The organism is Thalassospira tepidiphila MCCC 1A03514, assembly GCF_001662875.1.
Taxonomy (GTDB): domain Bacteria; phylum Pseudomonadota; class Alphaproteobacteria; order Rhodospirillales; family Thalassospiraceae; genus Thalassospira; species Thalassospira tepidiphila.
Genome location: NZ_JPVZ01000003.1, coordinates 301,895 through 323,329, shown reverse-complemented (window position 1 = coordinate 323,329; position 21,435 = coordinate 301,895). Strand labels below are relative to the sequence as shown.

Annotated in this window: 24 protein-coding genes; 8 read left to right on the top strand and 16 right to left on the bottom strand. The window is 56.0% G+C overall.

Features of this window, described 5'->3' with window-relative positions:
- Positions 1-6: 6 nt before the first annotated feature.
- Positions 7-1,059, bottom strand: coding sequence for a helix-turn-helix domain-containing protein (locus tag TH4_RS08760; protein ID WP_064780713.1), 1,053 nt, complete (start codon positions 1,057-1,059; stop codon positions 7-9).
- 300 nt (positions 1,060-1,359) lie between these two features.
- On the opposite strand from TH4_RS08760, the gene TH4_RS08755 reads away from it, so the two are divergent.
- A complete protein-coding gene (locus tag TH4_RS08755; protein ID WP_064780712.1) occupies positions 1,360-2,187 on the top strand; it encodes a DODA-type extradiol aromatic ring-opening family dioxygenase in 828 nt (275 codons plus the stop codon).
- 47 nt (positions 2,188-2,234) lie between these two features.
- Positions 2,235-2,657 carry a secondary thiamine-phosphate synthase enzyme YjbQ gene (locus TH4_RS08750; protein ID WP_063087246.1) on the top strand — a complete coding sequence of 141 codons (423 nt, stop codon included), beginning with the start codon at positions 2,235-2,237 and terminating at the stop codon, positions 2,655-2,657.
- Positions 2,658-2,667: 10 nt separating this feature from the next.
- Here TH4_RS08750 and TH4_RS08745 read toward each other — a convergent pair whose 3' ends face one another.
- The 3 genes from TH4_RS08745 to TH4_RS08735 all read right to left on the bottom strand — a co-directional run bounded on the left by TH4_RS08745 (position 2,668) and on the right by TH4_RS08735 (position 6,032).
- Positions 2,668-3,288: a TetR/AcrR family transcriptional regulator gene (locus TH4_RS08745; protein ID WP_064780711.1), complete on the bottom strand. Its 621-nt coding sequence runs from the start codon at positions 3,286-3,288 to the stop codon at positions 2,668-2,670.
- Between the two features lie 85 nt (positions 3,289-3,373).
- On the bottom strand, positions 3,374-5,044 hold the full coding sequence (locus tag TH4_RS08740) for a phosphoethanolamine transferase (protein WP_064780710.1): 1,671 nt from the start codon (positions 5,042-5,044) through the stop codon (positions 3,374-3,376).
- Between the two features lie 94 nt (positions 5,045-5,138).
- Positions 5,139-6,032 carry a DMT family transporter gene (locus tag TH4_RS08735; RefSeq protein ID WP_064780709.1) on the bottom strand — a complete coding sequence of 298 codons (894 nt, stop codon included), beginning with the start codon at positions 6,030-6,032 and terminating at the stop codon, positions 5,139-5,141.
- A 269-nt stretch (positions 6,033-6,301) separates the two neighbouring features.
- Between TH4_RS08735 and TH4_RS08730 the strand changes: the two genes are divergently transcribed.
- Complete coding sequence (locus tag TH4_RS08730) at positions 6,302-6,766, top strand: RidA family protein (protein WP_064780708.1); 465 nt, start codon at positions 6,302-6,304, stop codon at positions 6,764-6,766.
- Positions 6,767-6,831: 65 nt separating this feature from the next.
- Here the strand turns inward: TH4_RS08730 and TH4_RS08725 are convergent, their stop codons facing one another.
- Positions 6,832-7,686, bottom strand: a complete 855-nt coding sequence (locus tag TH4_RS08725; protein ID WP_157097729.1) for a LysR family transcriptional regulator — start codon at positions 7,684-7,686, stop codon at positions 6,832-6,834.
- A gap of 146 nt (positions 7,687-7,832) precedes the next feature.
- On the opposite strand from TH4_RS08725, the gene TH4_RS08720 reads away from it, so the two are divergent.
- Positions 7,833-8,456: a LysE family translocator gene (locus tag TH4_RS08720; protein WP_064780706.1), complete on the top strand. Its 624-nt coding sequence runs from the start codon at positions 7,833-7,835 to the stop codon at positions 8,454-8,456.
- An 81-nt stretch (positions 8,457-8,537) separates the two neighbouring features.
- Here TH4_RS08720 and TH4_RS08715 read toward each other — a convergent pair whose 3' ends face one another.
- Together TH4_RS08715 and TH4_RS08710 are read right to left on the bottom strand one after the other, a co-directional pair.
- Positions 8,538-8,999 carry an SRPBCC domain-containing protein gene (locus tag TH4_RS08715; protein WP_064780705.1) on the bottom strand — a complete coding sequence of 154 codons (462 nt, stop codon included), beginning with the start codon at positions 8,997-8,999 and terminating at the stop codon, positions 8,538-8,540.
- Positions 8,989-9,339 carry an ArsR/SmtB family transcription factor gene (locus TH4_RS08710; protein WP_064780704.1) on the bottom strand — a complete coding sequence of 117 codons (351 nt, stop codon included), beginning with the start codon at positions 9,337-9,339 and terminating at the stop codon, positions 8,989-8,991. The genes TH4_RS08715 and TH4_RS08710 overlap by 11 nt, the downstream gene beginning before the upstream one ends.
- Positions 9,340-9,467: 128 nt before the next feature.
- Here TH4_RS08710 and TH4_RS08705 point away from each other — a divergent pair, with 128 nt between their 5' ends.
- On the top strand, positions 9,468-10,385 hold the full coding sequence (locus tag TH4_RS08705; RefSeq protein WP_064780703.1) for an NAD-dependent epimerase/dehydratase family protein: 918 nt from the start codon (positions 9,468-9,470) through the stop codon (positions 10,383-10,385).
- A gap of 5 nt (positions 10,386-10,390) precedes the next feature.
- Here the strand turns inward: TH4_RS08705 and TH4_RS08700 are convergent, their stop codons facing one another.
- Entirely contained in the window at positions 10,391-10,717 is a 327-nt protein-coding gene (locus tag TH4_RS08700; RefSeq protein ID WP_062957772.1) for a DMT family transporter, read from the bottom strand.
- 266 nt (positions 10,718-10,983) lie between these two features.
- Here TH4_RS08700 and TH4_RS08690 point away from each other — a divergent pair, with 266 nt between their 5' ends.
- On the top strand, positions 10,984-12,174 hold the full coding sequence (locus tag TH4_RS08690; RefSeq protein ID WP_064780701.1) for an FAD-dependent oxidoreductase: 1,191 nt from the start codon (positions 10,984-10,986) through the stop codon (positions 12,172-12,174).
- Between the two features lie 16 nt (positions 12,175-12,190).
- On the opposite strand, the gene TH4_RS08685 is transcribed toward TH4_RS08690, so the two are convergent.
- The 8 genes from TH4_RS08685 to TH4_RS08650 form a co-directional block, all read right to left on the bottom strand.
- The gene (locus TH4_RS08685) at positions 12,191-13,021 is read right to left on the bottom strand and encodes a phosphodiesterase (RefSeq protein WP_064780700.1); all 831 of its coding nucleotides are present in this window, start codon (positions 13,019-13,021) and stop codon (positions 12,191-12,193) included.
- Positions 13,022-13,071: 50 nt separating this feature from the next.
- Positions 13,072-14,166 carry an ABC transporter ATP-binding protein gene (locus tag TH4_RS08680; RefSeq protein WP_064780699.1) on the bottom strand — a complete coding sequence of 365 codons (1,095 nt, stop codon included), beginning with the start codon at positions 14,164-14,166 and terminating at the stop codon, positions 13,072-13,074.
- Positions 14,166-14,975, bottom strand: coding sequence for an ABC transporter permease (locus TH4_RS08675; RefSeq protein ID WP_064781018.1), 810 nt, complete (start codon positions 14,973-14,975; stop codon positions 14,166-14,168). Before TH4_RS08675 ends, TH4_RS08680 begins: the two co-directional genes overlap by 1 nt.
- Position 14,976: 1 nt before the next feature.
- Positions 14,977-15,876, bottom strand: coding sequence for an ABC transporter permease (locus TH4_RS08670; protein ID WP_083997028.1), 900 nt, complete (start codon positions 15,874-15,876; stop codon positions 14,977-14,979).
- Positions 15,877-15,883: 7 nt separating this feature from the next.
- Positions 15,884-16,894 (bottom strand): ABC transporter substrate-binding protein, encoded by a 1,011-nt coding sequence (locus TH4_RS08665; protein ID WP_245227797.1) that lies wholly within the window; start codon positions 16,892-16,894, stop codon positions 15,884-15,886.
- Between the two features lie 11 nt (positions 16,895-16,905).
- A complete protein-coding gene (locus tag TH4_RS08660; RefSeq protein ID WP_064780697.1) occupies positions 16,906-17,952 on the bottom strand; it encodes a LacI family DNA-binding transcriptional regulator in 1,047 nt (348 codons plus the stop codon).
- Positions 17,953-18,188: 236 nt separating this feature from the next.
- Positions 18,189-19,541 (bottom strand): ATP-binding protein, encoded by a 1,353-nt coding sequence (locus TH4_RS08655; RefSeq protein WP_245227795.1) that lies wholly within the window; start codon positions 19,539-19,541, stop codon positions 18,189-18,191.
- Between the two features lie 56 nt (positions 19,542-19,597).
- The gene (locus tag TH4_RS08650; protein WP_064780695.1) at positions 19,598-20,257 is read right to left on the bottom strand and encodes a response regulator; all 660 of its coding nucleotides are present in this window, start codon (positions 20,255-20,257) and stop codon (positions 19,598-19,600) included.
- Between the two features lie 162 nt (positions 20,258-20,419).
- On the opposite strand from TH4_RS08650, the gene TH4_RS08645 reads away from it, so the two are divergent.
- Together TH4_RS08645 and TH4_RS08640 are read left to right on the top strand one after the other, a co-directional pair.
- Positions 20,420-20,722, top strand: a complete 303-nt coding sequence (locus TH4_RS08645) for a PepSY domain-containing protein (RefSeq protein WP_083997026.1) — start codon at positions 20,420-20,422, stop codon at positions 20,720-20,722.
- 147 nt (positions 20,723-20,869) lie between these two features.
- On the top strand, positions 20,870-21,403 hold the full coding sequence (locus tag TH4_RS08640) for a cytochrome b/b6 domain-containing protein (protein ID WP_064780694.1): 534 nt from the start codon (positions 20,870-20,872) through the stop codon (positions 21,401-21,403).
- The last annotated feature ends 32 nt before the right edge of the window (positions 21,404-21,435 follow it).

Below are 21,435 nucleotides of genomic sequence, written 5' to 3'. Positions count from 1 at the left end.
GCCGCATTACGCCAGCGTATGCAGCCAGTGCTCATAGCGCTTATCAACACCATCATCAGCATGATGGGCATACGGTCGATGTCCGGCCCTGACATCACCTGGCGTGACACCGTATTTCGCGCGGAACGCCCGGATAAAACCGGCATCGGTTTCATAGCCACATTCCAGCGCAATGTCATACAGTGACCGCCGCCGTTCTTTGGGGTCGCCCAACAGTTTCAGGGCATGGCGCAAACGCATTTCACGCAGATAGTTTTTAACCCCGCCATGTTTTTCAAACAGCTGATACAGGCTTGATCGTGACAGGCCAAGGTCATTGGCGGCCTTGTCCGCGGTCAATTCGGCCGCAAACAGATTTTGCCGAAAATATCGCCGGATCATCACACCTTTTTCGATATCACGGCGCATTGCGTCGGTGGAACGGGTCCCTCCGTCTGCGGCATTCAGGCAGGCCGACAGCATCATGACGATCGTTTTCTGCAACACCGATATCTCGTGATCGGCAAGCTCGTTGATATAGCGATTAAGCGCCAGAATTTGCTGAAACAGGATGCTGACCAGCGGGTCACGCTCTGACAGAAAACGCAGATTGTGATCATCAGGATGGGTCAGATGATCCTCGACCAGATGCCGTGGCAAAAACAGATGCATCGACTTGAAGCCATCGCTGGTCTGCGCCTCGGTCCGCTGCGAAAGATCAAGCAGCAGCAACCCACCGGGTTGAAGAAAATCCCCGCCAATGCCGATCTCGGATTTTACCCCGCCATCGGTGTAAAGCTGGATGTTGTAATGATCCATGCCGTCAGCGGCGATCATTTGCGATGTGCGTGAAAAGCTTTGCGAACAGCTTTGCGCCTCGATCATCAAAAGGTCGCGATGCCGCCATGAATTAAGGTTCGCCACAAAACCTGCCTCGCGGGTTTTGCGATCCATTTCGACACTGTAAATACAGTTGATGCTTTCTTTCCAGATCTCGAACTGTTTTGCTCTTGGCAGCTCGCCAAGCGAAAAACGCGACCTTTCAAGCAGCGCAGACTTGGGGTTTGTTTGATGCGTCATACCTTGACAGCCATATGTGGAAAACTCTTCCTGTTTTTACCCTGCGCCTATTTCTTTCGCTTTTCAATGGGCTTCTTATGCCAACGCATAGGGTCACCCTACTTTGCACCCCTTCCCAAATATCCCTGTTTTCCAACGCAAGGTCGCAGAAAATATGGCTTAAAGGCCCCTTTCAGCGTTTACCTGAAACAAACAAAACCGGAAAATGGCAACAGACTGTTGACGAACGGTGACTGGTCAAGGCCAGATGCGACACGCATATTCAATTCAAATGGTTGAATAGCCCGATGAGGTATTCCAATGACTGATCCATCAGCAAACACCGACAGCACGGCACAAAGCCTGGCGCCAATGTTTATTTCCCATGGCTCGCCAATGCTGGTGGCGCGTCAAAGCACCCCGGCTTTCCATTTCTTTGTCGATGAGCTTTCGAAACTGACCGATGGCGTGCGCGCCATCGTCGTGATCTCGGCCCACTGGCAGACCGAACGCCCGACGATCTCAACCGCGCAACGCCAGGAAACCATTCATGACTTCTATGGTTTCCCGCAGCCGCTTTATCAGTTGCACTATGATGTGGCGGGTGCCCCGGAACTGGCAGAACAAATCGCTGCACAAATCGGCAGTGAGACAGATGCCAAACGCGGCCTTGATCACGGGGCATGGATGCCAATGATCCTTGCCCGCCCGAATGCCGATATTCCGGTCTTTCAGCTTTCCATGCTCGGTCACGGTGGCCCGCGCGAACATTTCGAACTTGGCAAAAAGCTGCGCGGCTTGCGCGATCTGGGTGTTCTGGTGGTCGCAAGCGGTGCGATGACGCATAATCTGCGTGCGCTTGATCGCAACGAAGGCGCGATTGACCCGTGGGCAAAGGAATTCACCAATTGGATGGTAGAAAAGATCAAGGCACGCGATATCAACGCCCTGCTTGATTACAGAAGCCTTGCCCCCCACGCCGCCATGGCCCATCCGGACGACGATCACCTGATGCCCTTCTATGTTGCGCTGAGTGCTGCATCGGATGATTTCGAACCCGATCTTCTCCATGACAGTTACGAGTTCGGCAACCTTGCCATGACCGCCTTTCGCTTCTACGATCAGGGTGAGCTCAAAACTGCGGCTTGACGGACTGATCACGTGATCCCGTCCGGCTGCCAAGCCGGACGGATGTCATGCTCTCGCAAGATCAGATCACTCTTGAAATCACCACCAGCGGTCAGGGATTGTACGAAGTCACCGAACCGATCCAGTCATGGGTGGCCGGGACCGGTCTGGCGCGCGGGCAGCTGACCATCTTTGTCCGTCACACCTCGGCCAGCCTGACCATTCAGGAAAATGCCGATCCGGATGTGCGCTTTGATCTTGAAACCTTCTTTGGCCAGTTGGTGCAGGAAAATCCCAGCCTCTATCGCCATACCTGCGAAGGTCCTGATGACATGCCCGCCCACATCAAATCGGCCCTGACCGATGTGTCGCTGACCATCCCTGTATCCAATGGCCGGGCCGTGCTTGGAACGTGGCAGGGGATCTATTTGTTCGAACATCGCCGTGCGCCCCATCACCGCAAGGTCACCCTGCATCTGATCGGCGAATAGGCTTAGGCGATTATGCCGCCAAGTGCGGTTCGGACGCCCAAAGTCCTTTGACCTGCACTTCAAGCAGTTCACGCAAAGTCCCACACATATCTTCGCAGTCAAAATTCTGCGTGCTGAAATGTTCGTGGATGGTGAACAAAAACAGCGACATCAGGGTTTTCTGGATCAAAACCGGCGGCAAATCACGGTTGAGCTCGCCTGAAAGCTGCGCTTCCTCGATCAGGGCCTGAATGGCTGCAATCAATCCGCTGCTTTCCATAACGGCATGCACCGCCCCCTTTCTTGGTGAAAAGACAATCTGCTGCATGATCACCTGCCACAAGCCGGGATTAAGCCCCACCTGCGTGAAGCGATAGGACGCAACATGCATCATCTTGTCCACAAAGCACCATTCCGGGTCCATCGTATAAAGACCCTTTTCAATCGCCTCTGCCATCTGCTGCCCAACGCAGCAGATCAGAAGATCTTCCTTGGTCGGGAAGTGATTGAATATCGTTCCTTCGGCAACGCCGGCACGTTTTGCAATCTCTCGCGTGCTGACAGTGTCAAATTCCCCGGCACAGAAACAGTCACGCGCGGCATCAAGGATCTTCTGGCGCGTTTCTTCACGTCGCGCAGCTCGAATATTCATCAACGCCTCCGATTTAAATGAGCACACTCACTGAGTTCACTCATTTAAATTACCGGATCGCGCGTGTCAATTCCTGCACAAGCCCTCACCGGCGCGCGGCGTGTATTACCGGCGCCCGACAGGCGGCAAAGATGTCTGTTTCCGGGCGATATAGTCCGGTCGCAACATGCATCGCACCCAGCACGGTCGAAAACAGATTGTCATGCGAAAAGCGGCCCGTTTGCGCCTGCGCTGCCAGGCAATCGGTCTCGATCCGGTTGGCATCGGCATAGCCATCCGACATCCAGATCATCATCGGCACCTTGGTTTGTTCAGAGGGGGCGAGCATGTAGGGCGCGCCATGCAGATACAGCCCGCCCTCGCCCAGGGACTCTCCGTGGTCCGAAACATAAAGCAACACCACGTTGTAATCGTCCTGATAGGCTTTCAGCCGTTCGGTCAGTTGGGCGACGACATAGTCGGTATAACGGATCGTGTTGTCATAGGTATTGATCAGTTCCTCCGCGCTGCAATTTTCAATGTCACTGCGCGGGCAATCGGGGACAAAGGCCCGATGCTCATCGGGATAACGCTTGTAATAGGTCGGCCCGTGGCTGCCCATCAGGTGAAAGGCAATCAGTTGATCGTGCGGTTCATCGGATGCGACTTCGTCGTCAAGGCCACGCAGCATCACCGCATCAAAGCAGGTTCCCAGCACGCAATCTTCGGGGAAATCATCGGGCGATATGTCGATATGGTGCACCCGGTCACACACCCCTTTGCAGCCCTCGTCATTTTCCTTCCACAGAACGTCGACACCGGCATGTGCAAGCACATCCATCAGGCCTTCACTATGGCGTGCGACGTCGCCGTCATAACCGGCATGATCCATCGGAGAAAACATGCAGGGCACCGAAACTGCGGTTGCCGTGCCACACGATGAGACATCCTGAAACGCCAGCATGCCGTCAATCTGGCTGGTAAAGGGCGATGTCGGGCGGCCGTAACCATTGGCCGCAACGCTTTGGGCGCGTGCGGTTTCGCCGATCACCAAAAACATCAAAGTCGGCTTGTCATCACCGTCCTGCGCGACCTTGCGCGCATCCTGCCCGATGGTTTGAAACGGCATGTCGGCATAAAGATAGCGTCGCTTTACCAACTGGATCGTGCCGGCGATGTAGTTCGATGGCACAAGCTCCTTGCCCAGAACCTTGTGATTGCGCCCGACCGATGCGTAATCCTTGAAATAAAGCGATCCGATCCCGCCCAACACCAAAAGCGGCACCACCATCAAAACCACCCGCTGCCCGATCCCGCGCAAAACGGTTTTCGGGAATTTAAGCGGCACAAGGATCAGCATCGCGGCCGGCAGAAGCCCGGTCACGGCAAACCACAATCCTGCCTGCAAATTGAAATATGAAAGCGCCTCACCCTGATTGGTCTCGACCACGTTTTCGATCATGCCGCGATCAAACACGATGCCGTATTTCAGCATCGCATAGTGCGCCAGCGCACCCGTGATGATCAGAAAAACAAAGAACGGCTTGAACAGATAGCGCCAGGAAAACGGCGTGAAAACCACGAGTGACGCACAGATCAGAACAAACGGCGCACTGATCGCAAAGCCCGCGTCATAATCACCGAGGCCCTGCAGAATTCCGTAAAAGTGGCTAAGCACCTTCCAGTTCAGAACCAGCGTGAAATAGACCGCGAGTGTTAAAAGGCCAAATCGATAATCAATCGGTGAAAGGTGCAAAAAGGAACGAAGTCGACGCATCCGGGCATCCTTGGGGCAATGAACCATACCCCTCGCATACCGTGCGAAGCTGACAACAAGCTGAAGTCACCCGGATTGCTTGCGGATCCGTCCGTCAGGCCGCCGCCCGTGCCCTCTTGCTGGCACGCAGCCCCAAAAGGCTGTGAATGACAAGCGTGGTGATCACCACCGTCCCGCTGATCAGTGTCATTTCGTCGGGCACTTCATTGACAAACACCCAGACCAGAAACGATCCAAGGATCGCTTCATTAAGCATGATCAGGCTGACCTCGGCGGCGGGAATTTTGCGCGATGCATAGGCAATCAACAGGAAGGACACCGGCAACACCCAAAAGCCCAGCATCAGAAGCCACACCCAATCCAGACCAACTGGCGATAACGGTTCGGCACCGGGCAGCAGGATCAGGGTGACGAGAAACGCACCAAACAACATGCCCTTAAGCGCGTCCACTTCGGGCTTGGCACCCAGCACATTGAAATAACCCGCCATACAGATCGCCGCCCCAAGGGCCAGCATATCACCCAGCGCGTTTTTCCCGCCAAACCCGGCACTGAACATACCAAGCAAGGCAACAAACACCACGACCGAGGCAACCCATGTCCGGATCGGCTGCGAACGTTTAAAGATAAACACGCCAATCAACCCGGCCAGAAGCGGCGTGGCGGCAATAATGATCAGGGTATTGGCGGCATCGGTATTGCGTACCGAAAACATGAAAAGCGTACAGGTCCCGCCGTAAAACAGACCGGTCAGCATTTCAAACCCGTTGGGTCGGATCGATTGCACGATGCCTTCGCCCCGCTTGGCCCCGTTCCAAAGGGCCACCAGCAAAAGCGCCACAGTCAAAAAGCCCAGCCGCCAGAACGCAGTTGTAAAATCATCGGCCCCAATCAGACGCAGCAAAAGCGCATCGGGCGACAGGATCACAACCCCCAAAAGGGCAATCCAGCCACCATGAACACTCCCGAACCGATCCCGCAACGTCATCTCACCCAACCCCTACGCGGTTTGCACCGCATCAAATTCCCAAAAACAAGGCAGCAGGTTTTCGCCGTGCTGCCAATAGCCCATTGTTACGGGCCTTTCCCCTTATGGCAATTCGATTTTATTCAACTGTTTGAAACGATCGCACAAACACTTGCCGCACCGCCCCTGCGCCCGATTGCATCGATACAAAGAAACTGTTTTGTTTGCCCCCCAACCCCGATAAGTTGGGGTCAAATTTGAACATCTGCCAAGCAAAAGGATGGATCATCATGGCTGGTAAAATCGACGCTCACCTTGCCGATCTCGGCATCACCCTGCCGACAGCGACCGCACCGGTTGCGAACTATGTGCCCTATGTCATCTCGGGCAAACTGGTTCATATTTCCGGTCAGATCACCATGGAAAATGGCGAGTTGAAATTTATCGGCAAACTCGGTGCCGACTATGACGTCGAAACCGGCCAAAAGGCCGCCCGCCTTTGCGCGCTTAACCTTGTTGCGCAGCTGAAAGCCGCCATCGGCGATCTTGATAAGGTCACCCGCGTTGTCAAACTGAATGCATTTGTTAATTCCGCACCGGATTTCACCGATCAGCCAAAAGTCGTCAATGGCGCGTCTGACACCATGGTCGAAATCTTTGGCGATGCTGGCAAACATGCGCGCTCGGCTGTTGGCGTTGCCGCCCTGCCGCTCGGTGTTGCGGTTGAAATTGATGGCATTTTCGAAGTCGCCTGATCTTTCAATCAGCCGCCTCAATGCAACACCGATCAGCATCGCTGGTCGGTGTTTTCTTTTGCGCGTTACAACTGGTGGAAATGGGTGCGCACCATCTCGGCAAACACATCGCGCACTTCGTTATGTGCGCCGGTCTTTTCCATAAGGCTGATCGCGAATTTCGGTAACTCCGGCAATGCATCATCCCGGCCCAGTGCTTCAAGATCATCGGGGATCGTGCCGACCAGAAACGCCGTGATCGACAAATCCGATCGCACCGTTGCCGCCGTTGCTTCGATATTGCCGCTTTCAAACACGCTGCGCCAGGCAATTCCCGCCCGATCAAGCGCATCAATCACCGCCGGTCGAAACGCACATTCACGACTGACGAGCGACACCGGCAGCGGGCGCTTTGTCTGGGCCTTGCCTGATTTTGCCCCGACCCAGACCAGCGGCGCAATTTTCAGGAAATCCCCCGTCATCTGCCCGACCGGCTCCTCAACCAGGGCAATATCAATCTCGCCACTATTGACCATGCTCCGCAATTCCTGGGAGCTATGACACCGCAGCGAAAGCTCGATCCCCGGATAGTGATCGCAAAATTTGCGAAGTGGTGTGCGCATAAACGTGCCGACAAGATCATAAGGAATGCCAACGGTAAGCTTGCCGACATGGCCCGCCCCGGTCATGTCCTGCCAGATCTCGTCATTGAGCAACAACATCCTTTGCGCCTTGCGCAGCAATTGCTCCCCATTCTGGGTCAGGCGTAATCCCTTGCGCGCGCGTTCAAACAACCCGCATCCGAATGCGGTTTCAAGCCGCTTGATCTGCTGGCTGACCGCCCCTTGCGTCAGGTTAAGCACCTCTGCCGCACCGGTCATGCTGCCGGTTTCGGCCACGGTTACAAAGGCGCGCAACACCGCCACATCAAGGTTTCGCATGATATCCCCACCGATCCGGCCACAACATGATCAACAGCATTAGCAAACGTAATGCTATCCATAATGAACATTCGCTTTCCTGATGCAAAGAATTGTTTTCTGATGTCCCCTGCCGCCCGGGCAACGCGCCACCACAGGACGATAGAATGATCGAAACACTGCTGCCCGTTTTATCCTTTACCCTGGCTGCGGCCCTGTCGCCCGGCGGGGCAACGACGCTTGCCACCGCATCGGGTGCGCAGTTCGGCTTTCGCCGTTCGGTGCCGTTCATCATGGGCATTTCAATCGGTATGCTGACACTGGCAGTCGCAGGCGCGCTTGGGCTGGCGAATTTGCTGCGCGCCTTTCCGGCGATTGAGCTCATCACCAAACTGATCGGCACCAGCTATCTGGTGTGGCTGGCTTTCAAAATTGCCATGGCTCCGCCGCCACCCACCTCGGCAATTGCGCGCAACCTTGATCAGGACACCCCGACAGACAGCAAACCCATCCCGTTCCTCGGCGCCTTTGGCCTGCTGTGGCTGAACCCGAAAGGCTGGGCTGTCACCATCGGGGCGGCGGCGTCCTTTTCTGCCATTGCACAGGACCCGACCGAACTGGCGATTATTCTGGGCAGTGCCTTTGCCTTTTCCGGTTTTTTGTCGATGGCGCTTTGGTGCGCATTGGGATTAAGCCTGTCGCTGTTACTGACATCGGATTGGCAGTGGCGCACGGTCAATGTGACGCTGGGTGTGCTTCTGATCGCCTCGATCATTCCGATGTGGCTTTAGTCTTTCTTCAATTCCGCTCCCCACTTCACCGATCAGCAGATCACATGACCATCGAAACCAGTCCGAGAGCCCCGTTTCCTGTCACTCGACAGTTTTTGCCAATTGTTCAATCACGGTTCCCCACCCGTCGAAAAAGCCCATCTCCTGATGTTTCAGGGAATCTTCGGTATTTCGATGCAATACATGCACCCGATAGAGTGTGCCGTCGCCTTGAGGTATGAAAGTTATGATCGCCGTCAGGGCCAACCAAGGCTCAGCCGGTTGCCATCCCTCTTGTAGAACCGTTGTCCAGACAAGCCGCTTATCGGGAACAACCTCAAGGAAACAGCCTTCGACATGGGGCTGAAACTCTTCGCCATCTTGGCGCATTTGTGTCTCAAACCCGCCTCCGGCGCGCAGGTCGAGCTTGATCACCTTGCATTCTATCGGAGCCGGTATCCACCATCGCTCAAGATGTTCCGGCGTGCTCCATGCCTTCCAAACTGTCGATGGCGATGCCTTGATGAAACGCTCGACCGTTAGTTCCGACTGATTAATTGCCATCTTCAGATCTCCCAATCATTTCGAGCTCCACATAACCGGCAAGACGGTCGGTCTGCGCCTGCCAATGTTTCCTCTGCTCGGAAAGCCAAGCCTCGGCGGCTGCCAGTTTTTCAGCATTGATCCGGCACGTGCGCACACGCCCGACCTTTTGCGAATGGATCAAGCCATCACTTTCAAGAACACGCAGATGTTTCATGAAAGACGGCAACCCCATGTCAAAAGGTTCCGCCAGCTCTTTGACCGATGCCGGTCCTTTTGTCAGTCGGCTTAACACAGCCCTGCGCGTCGGATCGGCAAGGGCGTGAAAAGCCGCATCAAGTGATATTTGATAGTTTTCCATTTGGAAAACTATAATGAAGAGTTCTCCTTTTGGCAAACTTTTTCTGCGCAATATCCGTAGAACATCCTTGACCTAAACCACGGTTCAGGTCGGACAAGGATCGCATCACATCCATTTGGGGAAGTAGAATGCGCGTCTTTGTCACAGGTGGGACCGGCCTGATCGGCTCCGCCATCGTTGAAAATCTGATCGATCATCAACATGATGTCCTGGCACTTGCCCGATCACGCGCCAGCCACAAAATGCTGGCCGATCTCGGCGCAACACCAATCCGGGGCGATATCACCAAGCCGACCGCCTGGGTCAACGACCTGCCCGATGTTGATGCCGTCATTCACACGGCCTGTGATTTTTCCGATCAGATGCCGCGCATTGATTCCAATCTGCTCGATCACTTGATCCCGGCCCTTCATCGCATGCCAGGCCCGGTGCGCTTCCTCTATACCGGCGGCGTCTGGAGCTACCCGCAAACCCAACCGGGACAGATCGGCGACGAAACACTGCCCTTTGCCACTTTACCGGAATTTGACTGGATGATTGATGGGCTAAACCGCATTCTTGGTGATGAAAAACTGCACGGCATTATCATTCATCCGGGATGTGTCTATGCCACCGGCCGCCATGGGCGTACCGGTCTGTTTGAACGCGCCATCACATCCGCCCAAAGCAACAAGGTGATTACCATTGTTGGCGGCGACCATGTTGATCAACCGATGGTCCACACCGATGATCTGGCCGATCTTTATTACCGTGCACTGACCAATGCCAAACCCGGTTCCAGCTATATCGGGGTTGCGATTAACGGTATTTCGAACGACGCCGTTGCCAAACTGATCGCCAGACATTTCGCCATTGAAAACTACCGGTTCGAAACCATCAGCACACAAACCGCGATGAGCCGTCTTGGGAATTGGGCAGAGGGGCTTGGCCATCATCAACATCTCAGCAGCGCCAAGGCGATGCTTGAACTGGGCTGGGCCCCCAAACACCGTGATATCGAACAGGACATCAAGGCGTGCGCCACTGCAACAACAGCCAAACGTTAACGATATTAACTTTCTGTACTGATGGTCTTGAGCCCGACCACCCCGCCAATGATCATCAGCAACAACACCGCCTTAACTGCGGTCATCGGTTCCTTAAGGAACAACCAGCCAATCAGGGCGACCGATGCCGTACCAAGCCCCGCCCACACCGCATAGGCTGTTCCGACCGGAATGATGCGCAGCGTCATCGACAAAAACCAGAAGCTCAGGCCATAGACACCAAGACTAAGCACCGTAAAACGCCAATCGGTAAATCCATCCGAGAATTTAAGCGATATCGTCCCGATCACTTCAAGACTGATCGCAATAAACAGATATACCCAGGCGAGCATGATCTAATTCCTTGTTTTTGGGGTGGTGGCGGAAGGCGCTCCTCGCGGAAGGCACTGCCAAAATGGCCCAATTTTCCTTATGGGGCAATCCCCGCGCCCGCCTTATCGTCCCCCGCCAAAATCGCCTTGCCGTAATCTGGATCAAAACGGATGGCAAAATCGTTGCGTATAGTGACCCAACAGGGCACATTGCCCGCAACGATTTGCCGGTCACGGCCGCACAGATGCGTGCCGCAATATCCGGCCAGAGAATGGGATAAACAGTCATGATCGAAACCGATATTCTGATTGCAGGCGGCGGGATCGCCGGAATGAGTGCCGCCGCACGTTTTGCCGCCGACGGTCATCAGATCGTGATTGTCGACCCGGCCCCCTCTGATATCGGCGAAGGCACGGATTTACGCACCACCGCATTTCTTGAGCCGGGCATCGAAACCCTTAAAAAGGCTGGCGTCTGGGATGCCATCAAACCGACCGGGGCTGAACTGCGCGTCATGCGGATTGTTGATGCCGGTGGTGCGGAGCGCACCCCGCGCGAAACCGCCGATTTTGATGGTGCTGAAACCAAAAACGGTTTCTTTGGCTGGAATGTCTCAAACAAGGCGGCCCGGGTGGCCCTGATGGCACGCTTGGCCGAACTTGATAATGTCGATTTCCGCTTCTCGACCACCGTGACGGCGTTTAAAGGCACCTCGCGCTTTGGTGAAGTAACGCTTTCGGATGGCCAGACCGTTCGGGCCAAAGTCGTCATTGCCGCCGATGGCCGCAACTCGTCTTTGCGCGACATGGCCGGGATCAAACACAAACGCTGGGCCTATGATCAAAGTGCTTTGGTGTTTGTCGTTACGCACAACAAACCGCATGACAACATCTCGACCGAAATCCACCGCACTGGCGGCCCGCTGACCCTCGTCCCCATGCCCGACCTTGATGGCAAGCCCTGCTCGTCCGTCGTCTGGATGGTTCCGGCAAGCCGTGCCGATGAACTGAACGCCATAAGTGACGAGGCCCTGTCGGCCGAAATCACCCACGACACCATGAACCTGTTTGGCCCACTGACCGTCGCAAGCCCGCGCGCCGTCTGGCCAATGATCTCGCAAGTACCATCGCGCCTGATTGCCGCCCGCCTTGCATTGATCGCGGAATCCGCCCATGTCGTGCCGCCAATCGGCGCGCAAGGGTTAAATATGAGCCTGCATGACATCGAAACCCTGGCCGAACTGATGGCCAAGGCCAAACTGCATGGCGAGGATATCGGCGCGACCCCGCTTCTAAAATCCTACGAACGTCGCCAGTTGCCCAAAACCGTCATGCGGGTCGGCGGCATTGATCTGCTTAACCGCGCATCAATGTTCGAACCCAAGACACTGCGTGACCTGCGCTACGCCGGCCTCACCGCCATCAACCGCATCGGCCCGCTTCGCAAACTCGCGATCAAGGTCGGGGTGGGCAAGTAGGCCCACCACCCTTTTTTCAGACAATCAGTCTGCCGTTCTCGTCAAAGAACGGATGTGGTCCGTCATATTGGTCGACATAGGCCAGATGGGTCAGAAGGCATTGCTGCTTTTCATCCCAGCGATGCAAATGCATCGCGGGCGGTTCCATGGTAAAGGCCGACGGTCCGTCATCGCGCAAATCCAGCGCGACCTGATGGGCAATGGACGGCGCAACAATCAACGGCACGCCTGCCCACCGTGTATGGATCGGACGGTGCAGATGACCACACATGATCGCCTGAATGCGGTCTTTATGCGCCAGCACGATCTGGGCAAATGTCTCTGCCCCGCTCAGAAGGCGCTGATCATCCATATGCTTGATCCCGACCGCGACCGGCGGGTGATGGACAAACAAGACACAAGGCCGGTCATCACCGTCATGCAGCGTGCGCTCCAACCAATCCAGTCGGGCTGAACACAATTTGCCCTCCGGCCGACCTTCATCAAGGCTATCAAGCGCGATCAACCGGACCGGACCGGCATCGACCACATAATTGATGAACGCCCCCCCATCCTCGATGGGCATGGCATCCGCAAAGGCCGCGCGCAATGGCGCACGTTGATCATGGTTACCCGGGATCATGTAAAACGGCACGTCAAGGTCGCGCAGGATGTCTTTCACCAGTGCGTATTCATCGGGCGTTCCCAGATCACCAATATCACCGGTAAACACAACCATATCCGGGCGCGGCACCATGGCATTCACCCGTGCTACCGCCCGTTCAAGGGCCGTTGCTGTATCCACCTTGCGATAGGCCAGGCGCCGTCCGACACCGATATGCAAATCGGTTAGTTGCGCAATAAGCATGCTCTTAATTCTCTCGTATCTCGATTTTATTCTTCTTGGAATTTGCGAACTCAGTTCGCCGCAAACATGGTCAGTTTTTCAGGTACCAAGCGGCAATGCACCGTTTCCCCCAACCTCACCACGCTGTCCGGATCGGTATCGACTATCACCGCATCATTGCCGATCCCGGCCACTGTCACGCGCAGCTTTTCCCCAAGATACGACACCGCCTCGACGGTTGCCGTGAAATGCGCATCATGGGGCGCGCAAAGCATAAGCCCATCTGCCCGGAAATAGATCTCCGACAGGCCATCTGTGGCGGGGTTGGCGTTCCATGCGCGCGACACATCAACATCCACACGGCCCAGCAACGCCCGCCCGTTTTCAATATCGACCTTCAGGCAATTACTCGCCCCGACGAAGTCGGCCACAAACGGGGTTTTCGGCGCACGATAGATTTCCTGTGGTGTCCCGATCTGCGCGATTTCACCCTTTTGCATCACAACGATCCGGTCGCCCAGTGCCATGGCTTCTTCCTGATCATGGGTGACGTAAATCGCCGTAATGCCAAGCTTGCGCAAAAGCGCGTTGATTTCGGTCCGCAACCGCACACGAAGCTTGGCATCAAGGGCGGTCAACGGCTCGTCGAGCAGCAAAACACGCGGGCGCGGTGCGATGGCGCGCGCAAGGGCCACACGCTGGCGCTGCCCACCGGAAAGCTGATCAACCCGGCGATCGGCCAGCATGTCGATATGCATCATTTCAAGCATTTCGCGCACGCGCTGATCGCGTTCGGCCTTGCCAACCTTTTGCACCTTAAGGCCATAGGCCACGTTTTCAGCCACGGTCATATTGGGAAACAGCGCATAGGACTGAAACACCATGCCCACCCGACGTTGCTCAATCGAATGGCGGGTGACGTCATCTTCGCCAAAATGAATGGCACCACCCGCATCGGGGAATTCCAATCCGGCAATCATGCGCAGGATCGTCGTTTTGCCACAGCCCGATGGCCCCAGCAAAACCAGCGTCTCGCCCGCCGTGATCGACAGATCAAAGGGCATCAGCGCGCGCGTGCCATCGGCAAAAGTCTTGGCACAGTTTGTCAGCGCAATCGCAGTGCCGGCATCTTGCGCCTGCGCTGCCTGTTTTTGGGAAGTGGTCATTATTTATCCTCCGCCGTCGCGCGTGCGGGCTTGCTGCCCCGGTTTGCCAGTAGTTGCATGACAATCAGCAACGGCATGATCAGTACAAAGAAAATCAGGGTATATGCACTGCCGATCTCAAGGCGCATGGAAGCATAAGCATCCGCAAGCCCGACCGGCAGCGTTTTGGTCAGCGGCGTATGCAACATCCAGGTCAGGTTGAACTCCCCGACCGAGAGCGTCACCACCATCAACGCACCGGCAAGTATGCCCGGCTTGGCATTGGGCACAATCACGGTAAAGAACCGCCGCCAGAACCCGGCACCAAGGCTTGCCGCCCCTTCCTCAAGGGTTTTCATATCCATCGCCGACATCACCGCCGCGACAGATCGCACCATGAATGGCAGGGTAAACAACACATGCCCGGTCAGGATGAAAAGCCAGCTGGATCGATATCCACTGACCCCGCCATAGGTGATCAAAAGTGCGAGCGCCAAGGCCAACCCCGGGATCGCCACCGGCAGTGTCAGCAATTCTTCAAACAACCGGGTGGCGCGGCCGGGCTTGCGCACCAGGACATAAGCCAACGGCACACCGGCAATCAGCGTCACGAACAGGCAGGCAATCGCCAGCCACAATGACAAAAAGATGCTTGATGCATAAAGATCCCAGACCTCGAATATCCAGCGCAGCGTCAGGCCCGATGACAATCCCTGAAACACATTGACCGTCACCCCGGCAAGGGCCGACATCACGATCGGCACCACGATAAACAGGCACAGCAAAATGGTCAGGCCAAGCTGCGCGTAAAAGACACCTGTGCGTCGCATATCATGCCCCTCCACGCACCGGCAGGCTTTTGCCCTCGCCGGTAAAGCTGCGCACCGCAGCCAAACACGCCCAGGTGATCAGGCCCAGAACGATGCTAAGGGCAGCTGCCACCGGGATATTGGCATTCCGGGTAAACTCGGTATAGATCACCATCGGCAACACATCGATATCGGTCGCCAGTGTAAAGGCCGTGCCAAACGCGCCCATCGCCGTTGCAAAGCAAATGGCGCCTGATGAAATCAGGCCGGGCATGAGGCCGGGTAAAATCACGTCGCAAATCACACGAAACCGCGACGCACCAAGCGACCGCGCCGCTTCTTCAAGCTGCAGGTCAAGCTTCTCGGCAGATGCCATCACCGCCAAGATCACGCGCGGGATCGAAAAATACAGATAGCCGATAAAAAGACCGGCAATGTCATAGGCAAAGACAAGTTTGGCCCCAAAGGCCGCATCCGTCAGCCCGCCAATCACACCTTGGCGTCCGGCCAGCATGATCACCATGAAGCCAACCACCGTGCCCGGAAAGGACAACGGCAAGGTCAATGTCCCGATCAAAATGCTGCGTCCGGCAAATCTGTTGCGCACCAAAAACAGCCCGACAATCGCACACAGGACCAACGCCATCATCGTGACGCCTGCCGACATCGCAAGCGTCTGGATCAGACTTTCCAGATACCGCGCATTGGTCAGGATCAGAAGATACGTCCCCCAGCCCTCCGGCCCGTTGCCGACTTCGACCGCAACACGCGCAAGTGGGATCAAAAAGAACGCCGCAACAATCACAAGCCCCGGGATCAGCAAGACCGTCAGGATCGCCGGGCTTGCGGCCGCTGCGCGCGGGGTTAAGAAGGATGAAAGCAAGGAAGGGCGCGAACGCCCCTCCTTCAAATCAAGGTCCATCGACACCTTAACGTACCTCGGCCAGATAACGGTCAGAGAACCCGGTCTGTACGGTTGCCATCTTGGCGTAATCAACCGGCTGTGAACGGGCGTAGTCGGCTTCCGGCAGGAACTTGGATGCCGCTTCCGGCGACATTGCACTCGGGATCACCGGACGCAGGAAGGCATTTGCCCAATGGGACTGGCCTTTTTCCGACATCACATAATCCAGAACCTTTTTGCCGTTCTCGCCATGCGGGTTGTTGGCAACCAGGCTCATGACATACGGCACCGTAACCGTGCCCTCGGACGGGATGACGAATTCAACATTCGCACTGTCCTTGTATTTCGCGCGATAGGCATTGAAATCATAATCAAGCAGGATCGGAATTTCACCCGACAGAACACGTGCATAGGCGGTCTGTTTCGGCACGATCGGATCGTTTTCCTTCAGCTTCTTGAAGAACTCGATACCCGGCGTGAAATCATCAAGTGACCCGCCCATGGCACGGTTGATCGCAACCGCACCGGCATAGCCGACAAAGGCGCTTGACGGGTCAAGATACCCGACCATGCCTTTGTATTCCGGTTTCAAAAGGTCATTCCAGCTTTGCGGGACCGGCGCACCGTCAAGCGCGTCAACATTGACAAACAGGCCAATCGTGCCGGAATGGATCGCAAACCATGCGCCGTTCGGGTCTTTCAGACCATCCGGGATCGCATCGAAATTGGTCGGCTTGTAGTTCTGAACAACACCGGCTTCATTGGCCTTGATGCCAAAAGACACACCGTAATAGGCAACATCAGCAACCGGGTTTTCTTTTTCCGCCAAAAGCTGCGACAGGGTCTGGCCCGAGTTTTTGTTATCCTGCGGGACATCAATGCCCAGATCTTTCGAAATATTCTTGAGCTGTCCGCCCCAGTCAGCCCATTCCGGCGGGCAGTTATAGCAAATCGCTGCTTCATCAGCGAAGGCAGGCTGTGCCGCCGTGGCAGCAACCGCAAGGCTCACACCCATGACAAGTTGTTTGAAACGCACTTTTGATCTCCCTATAATCGGGGTGATGACTGATGCCGGGCGGGTCCGATCGACTCACCCGTGCTAAGTTGATGGGGCAAAAGCAAACTTTGCGGTTCTGTCTGCCCCCGTATCAGGCCCAGCAGGAATGCAAGCGCCTGCTGGCCCATCTTCTGGGTGGGTTGAACGGCCGAACACAGTTTCGGTGTGATCAGCCCACCCACCGCAATTCCGTCAATGCCCCCGACCGACACATCCCCCGGGACCGAAAGCCCATAGGTGCGGCATGCGCTGATTGCGGCAATCGCCAGCATGTCAGTCGAACAGACAAGACCCGTGACCGCGTCCGGCCCGGTCAGAAAACTTTCAAGAATGCCCTCAAGATCGGTCTCGCCAAACCCGACCTGACACAGGCGCGGGGCCGCCATCTCCACCCCGTCCTTTTGGTGTGCATCGTTAATGGCCTGACAGAACCCGTCATAACGCTGGCGCGAACGGTCCGAACTTTCAAAATGGCCGGCCACCATCGCAAGCTTGCGATGCCCCTGTGCAATCATCGCCTGCGTGATGTCATAGGCCGACTTGGCGTTATCGACACTGATGGACGCCACATCCGTTCGGCTTGGCTGGTTAAACAGCAACACGAACGGGATGTTTTCACTGATCAAAAGATCGATCACGCGATTATCATCGGCATTGGCCAGTGTCAGGATCAACCCGTCCACCCGGTTATTGAGCAATGTCGAAACCGCGCCCAATTCGCGTTCCGGATCATATTCCGATGACGTCAAAAGAACGGTCAGGCCGTCCTCATTGGCGGCCTGCTCGATCCCCTGGACCGATGTTGCAAAAACCGGGTTGGCCATGGTTGGCACCAAAACCCCGACAGACCGCGTCTGCGCCATTTTAAGGCGTCGGCCATTCATGTTTGGCCGATATTTCAGATACGCCATGGCCGCACGCACACGTTCAACCGTCTCAGTCGGCACCTCATCAGGGCAATTGATCACCCGTGATACGGTTGCGATTGAAACGCCGGCCTTGGCGGCGACTGTGCGCATGGTGGGTTTGGGTGTCATCTGCAACAAAACTCCTTCGACGGGCCAAACCATACCCAACGAAGAAGTCACTTCGATAACATTTGTGTTTCCATTTTATGAACATTTGAAACGTTTACAATGGCGGAAAACTGCCATTTATGACGTTTCGATCTCAAAACATAAAACGGTAATCCCGCGCCATGATCGCAAATCTTCAACCCAGTTTTCCGGGGTTGCATTGCTGGTCAGACGTTTTATGGGGGCTGTTTGTGCGCTTAGCTTTGATGCAAACGAAGCTCGGCCATGAAGCCGTCCGCATGATCCGGGCGCGGGGAATAAAGCTTGAGCTCTGCCTTGGTATTGCGTGCAATCGCCTCGACAATCGCCAACCCCAGTCCCGATCCATCGGCCTTGTTGCTCGATCGTTTGAACCGCGTGGTCAGTTGATCCAGTTCATCCGGGCTGACCGGCGCGCCACCATTTGCGACTTGCACGATGTGCCCCTCAGTAACACGGATATCAACAGGCTCTTCATCGCCACCATATTTCAGGGCATTTTCAATCAGGTTGCGCATGCAGATCGCAAAGGCATCCAGATCGATATTGGCCGATAATGTCGCCAGATTGTCGGCATCAAAACGGATATCTGCCCCTTCCATCCCGGCCCGCTTGAGGTCTTCAATCACCAGATTAAGCGTCGGGCCAAGATCCTGATTATGGCCCGTTGGGCTAAAGCCGCCGCTTGATTCCGCGCGTGCCAGCTGCAAAAGCTTTTCGGACAACCGCGACAGGCGTTTAAGCGCCTCTTCCGTCTGGACCGCACGTTTGCGGGCCGCGTGACCTTCGGGCAGTTCCGCCAGAAGCCTTTGCGTTTGTGCCAGCGCCACAGCAATCGGCGTGCGCAGCTCATGCGCACTGTTGGCGGTAAAGCTGCGCTCGACACTGAGTGCCGCCTCAAGCTTTGCCATCAACCGGTTGACCGCCGTGACAATGGTGCTGATTTCTTCGGGTGCTTCGTCCTGCTCAATCGGTTGCAGATTGCCTTCGCCACGTTCCTCGATTTCGTCACGCACGCGTTTGATCGGTTTCAACCCGCCGCGCAGCACGACAATCAATTGAATGATCACCACCGGGATCAAAAGCGCAATTGGCAGGAACTGGGCGAGAACACTTTCCATCAGCGCCTCGCGCCGGTGCTCAAGCGGCTCTGCCACCTGGATCACCCTCTGCCCACCCAGCAGGACCGCACTGTAAATGCGGAAATCTTCCTCGTTATAAAACCCCTCGACCAGGGGGGCTTCAAACGGTTCTTCCTCGGCGTTGAACGACCGGAGCAAAAGCCGCCCGCCGCCATCGCGCACATGATACATCAGGTAATCTTCGCCAAGCTCCTCGTCCCCGTCACCATCGCCGTGATCATCGGTCAGGATTTCGCCCATGGCCGGGCTCGGCAGGACTTCTTGCGGGCTGCCACCCTTGTGATCCTTAAGGTACTCATCAATCAGCGGGGCATAGCGATAGGCCGTGGTGACAAGGCTGTTATCAAACGCTTCCTGCATTTCATGATACATCGTCATCGCCGCAAGAACCGAGCCCGCCAGCCAGAACACCCCAACCGTAAGCGTCAATCGCCGGGTCAGGATCGCTTGTAAACTTCTTTTGGGATTTTTGCCCATGGCGTTGCTTATCCCTCAACCCGATAGCCGACACCGCGCACGGTTTTGATGACATCGCGGCCAAGCTTGCGGCGCAGGCGGCTGACATATACCTCGACCGTGTTGCTTTCGATCTCGGCACCAAATTCATAAAGCGCTTCTTCAAGCTGGCGTTTCGATAATGTCTGGCCCGGCCGTTTGACCATCTGATCAAACAGCGCCCATTCGCGCGATGTCAGATCGATATGTTCGCCATCGCGCAAAACCGACCGCCCGGCAAGGTCGACCTCGACCCCGCCCTCCAGCTCGACAAACGGATTGGGATTGCCGCTATAGCGCCGCGACACCGCCGCCAGGCGGGCTGATAACTCATTCAGATCAAACGGCTTGACCAGGTAATCATCCGCCCCGGCATTAAGCCCCTCGATCCGATCCGAAATCTGATCCTGTGCGGTCAGGATAATGCACGGTGTGGCCGATCCTTGGCGACGCAAATCGCGCAGCAAATCAAGCCCCTTGCCATCGGGCAGGTTAAGATCGAGCAGCAACACATCATAGTTGGTGCCGCGCAGCATGATCTCGGCATCGACCACACTTGCGCTGTGATCGACCGCCTCGCCGCTTGCCAGCAAATGATCGCGCACCGCGTCTGCCAGCATCAATTCATCTTCGACCAGAAGAATACGCACCCAAACCTCATCGCAATGCTTTGCACAATCGGCCTTGGTTAAGGGCGTTTCCTGACAATGTGCTGAACGGTGAAAAATATCCGGTTCAGGTTGCTGTCAGGGAAGAACGCCATACTCCGCACCGATCATGACATATCCCCTATCTTATGAAGGAACCGAGCCATGAAAAACACTGTTTTGAAGAAAGCCGCCTTTGGCCTGTTTGCCACCACGCTTCTTGCCACTGCCTCCCTTGGCCTGACGGCGCACACCGCACAGGCCAGTGACGATTATTGCAACGTGCCGAAATCCGAATGGCAGAGCATGGATGCGCTCAAGGAAAAACTGACCGCCGAGGGCTGGGACGTCCGCAAGATCAAGGAAGATGAAGGCTGCTACGAAGTTTATGCCGTCAAGGCCGATGGCAAGAAGGTTGAAGCCTATTTCAACCCGGCGACTTTTGAGCTCGTCAAGGAAGACGACTGATTTTAATCGCGCCTCCCTCGGGTGAGTGCGGCTTTGACCGAAAGTCTGTCCCCCGACCCCGTGCCTGCCTGCACGGGTGCCCTCGGTCAAAGCCGCCTCTCTGAACCAGCCAGCTAAAAACGCATTCAACAGTCAGGAGCACGCATCATGTCTGTCAAAGTATGGGACCCGTTTGTCCGCCTGTTCCACTGGGGCTTGGCGGCAAGTTTCGTCATCGCCTGGATCACAGCCGATGAGTGGGACAGCCTGCATCACTGGGCGGGCTATGCCGCGGGCGGCCTGATTGCGCTGCGCCTGATCTGGGGCCTGATCGGCACAAGATATGCCCGCTTCACCCAATTCATTAAAAGCCCCACCGCAACGCTTCAATATCTTGGCGATATCCTGCGCGGCACGGAACCCCGTTATCTTGGCCATAACCCGGCCGGGGCGGCGATGATCGTGGCCCTGATGCTGGCCATGGCCGGTTGTGCGCTCACGGGCTGGATGTACACCACCACCATGTTCTGGGGCTCCGAATGGGTGGAAGAAACCCACGAGGCGCTGGCAAACGGCCTGTTGTTCCTGGTGCTGCTGCATGTCGGCGGCGTGTTGCTGGCCAGCATCCGCCATCACGAAAATCTGGTCCGCGCGATGATCACCGGCCGCAAACGCCACCCGGCAACGGACGACGTCGCCTGACCCGGAAGCACCAAACTTAACGCTTACCCTGT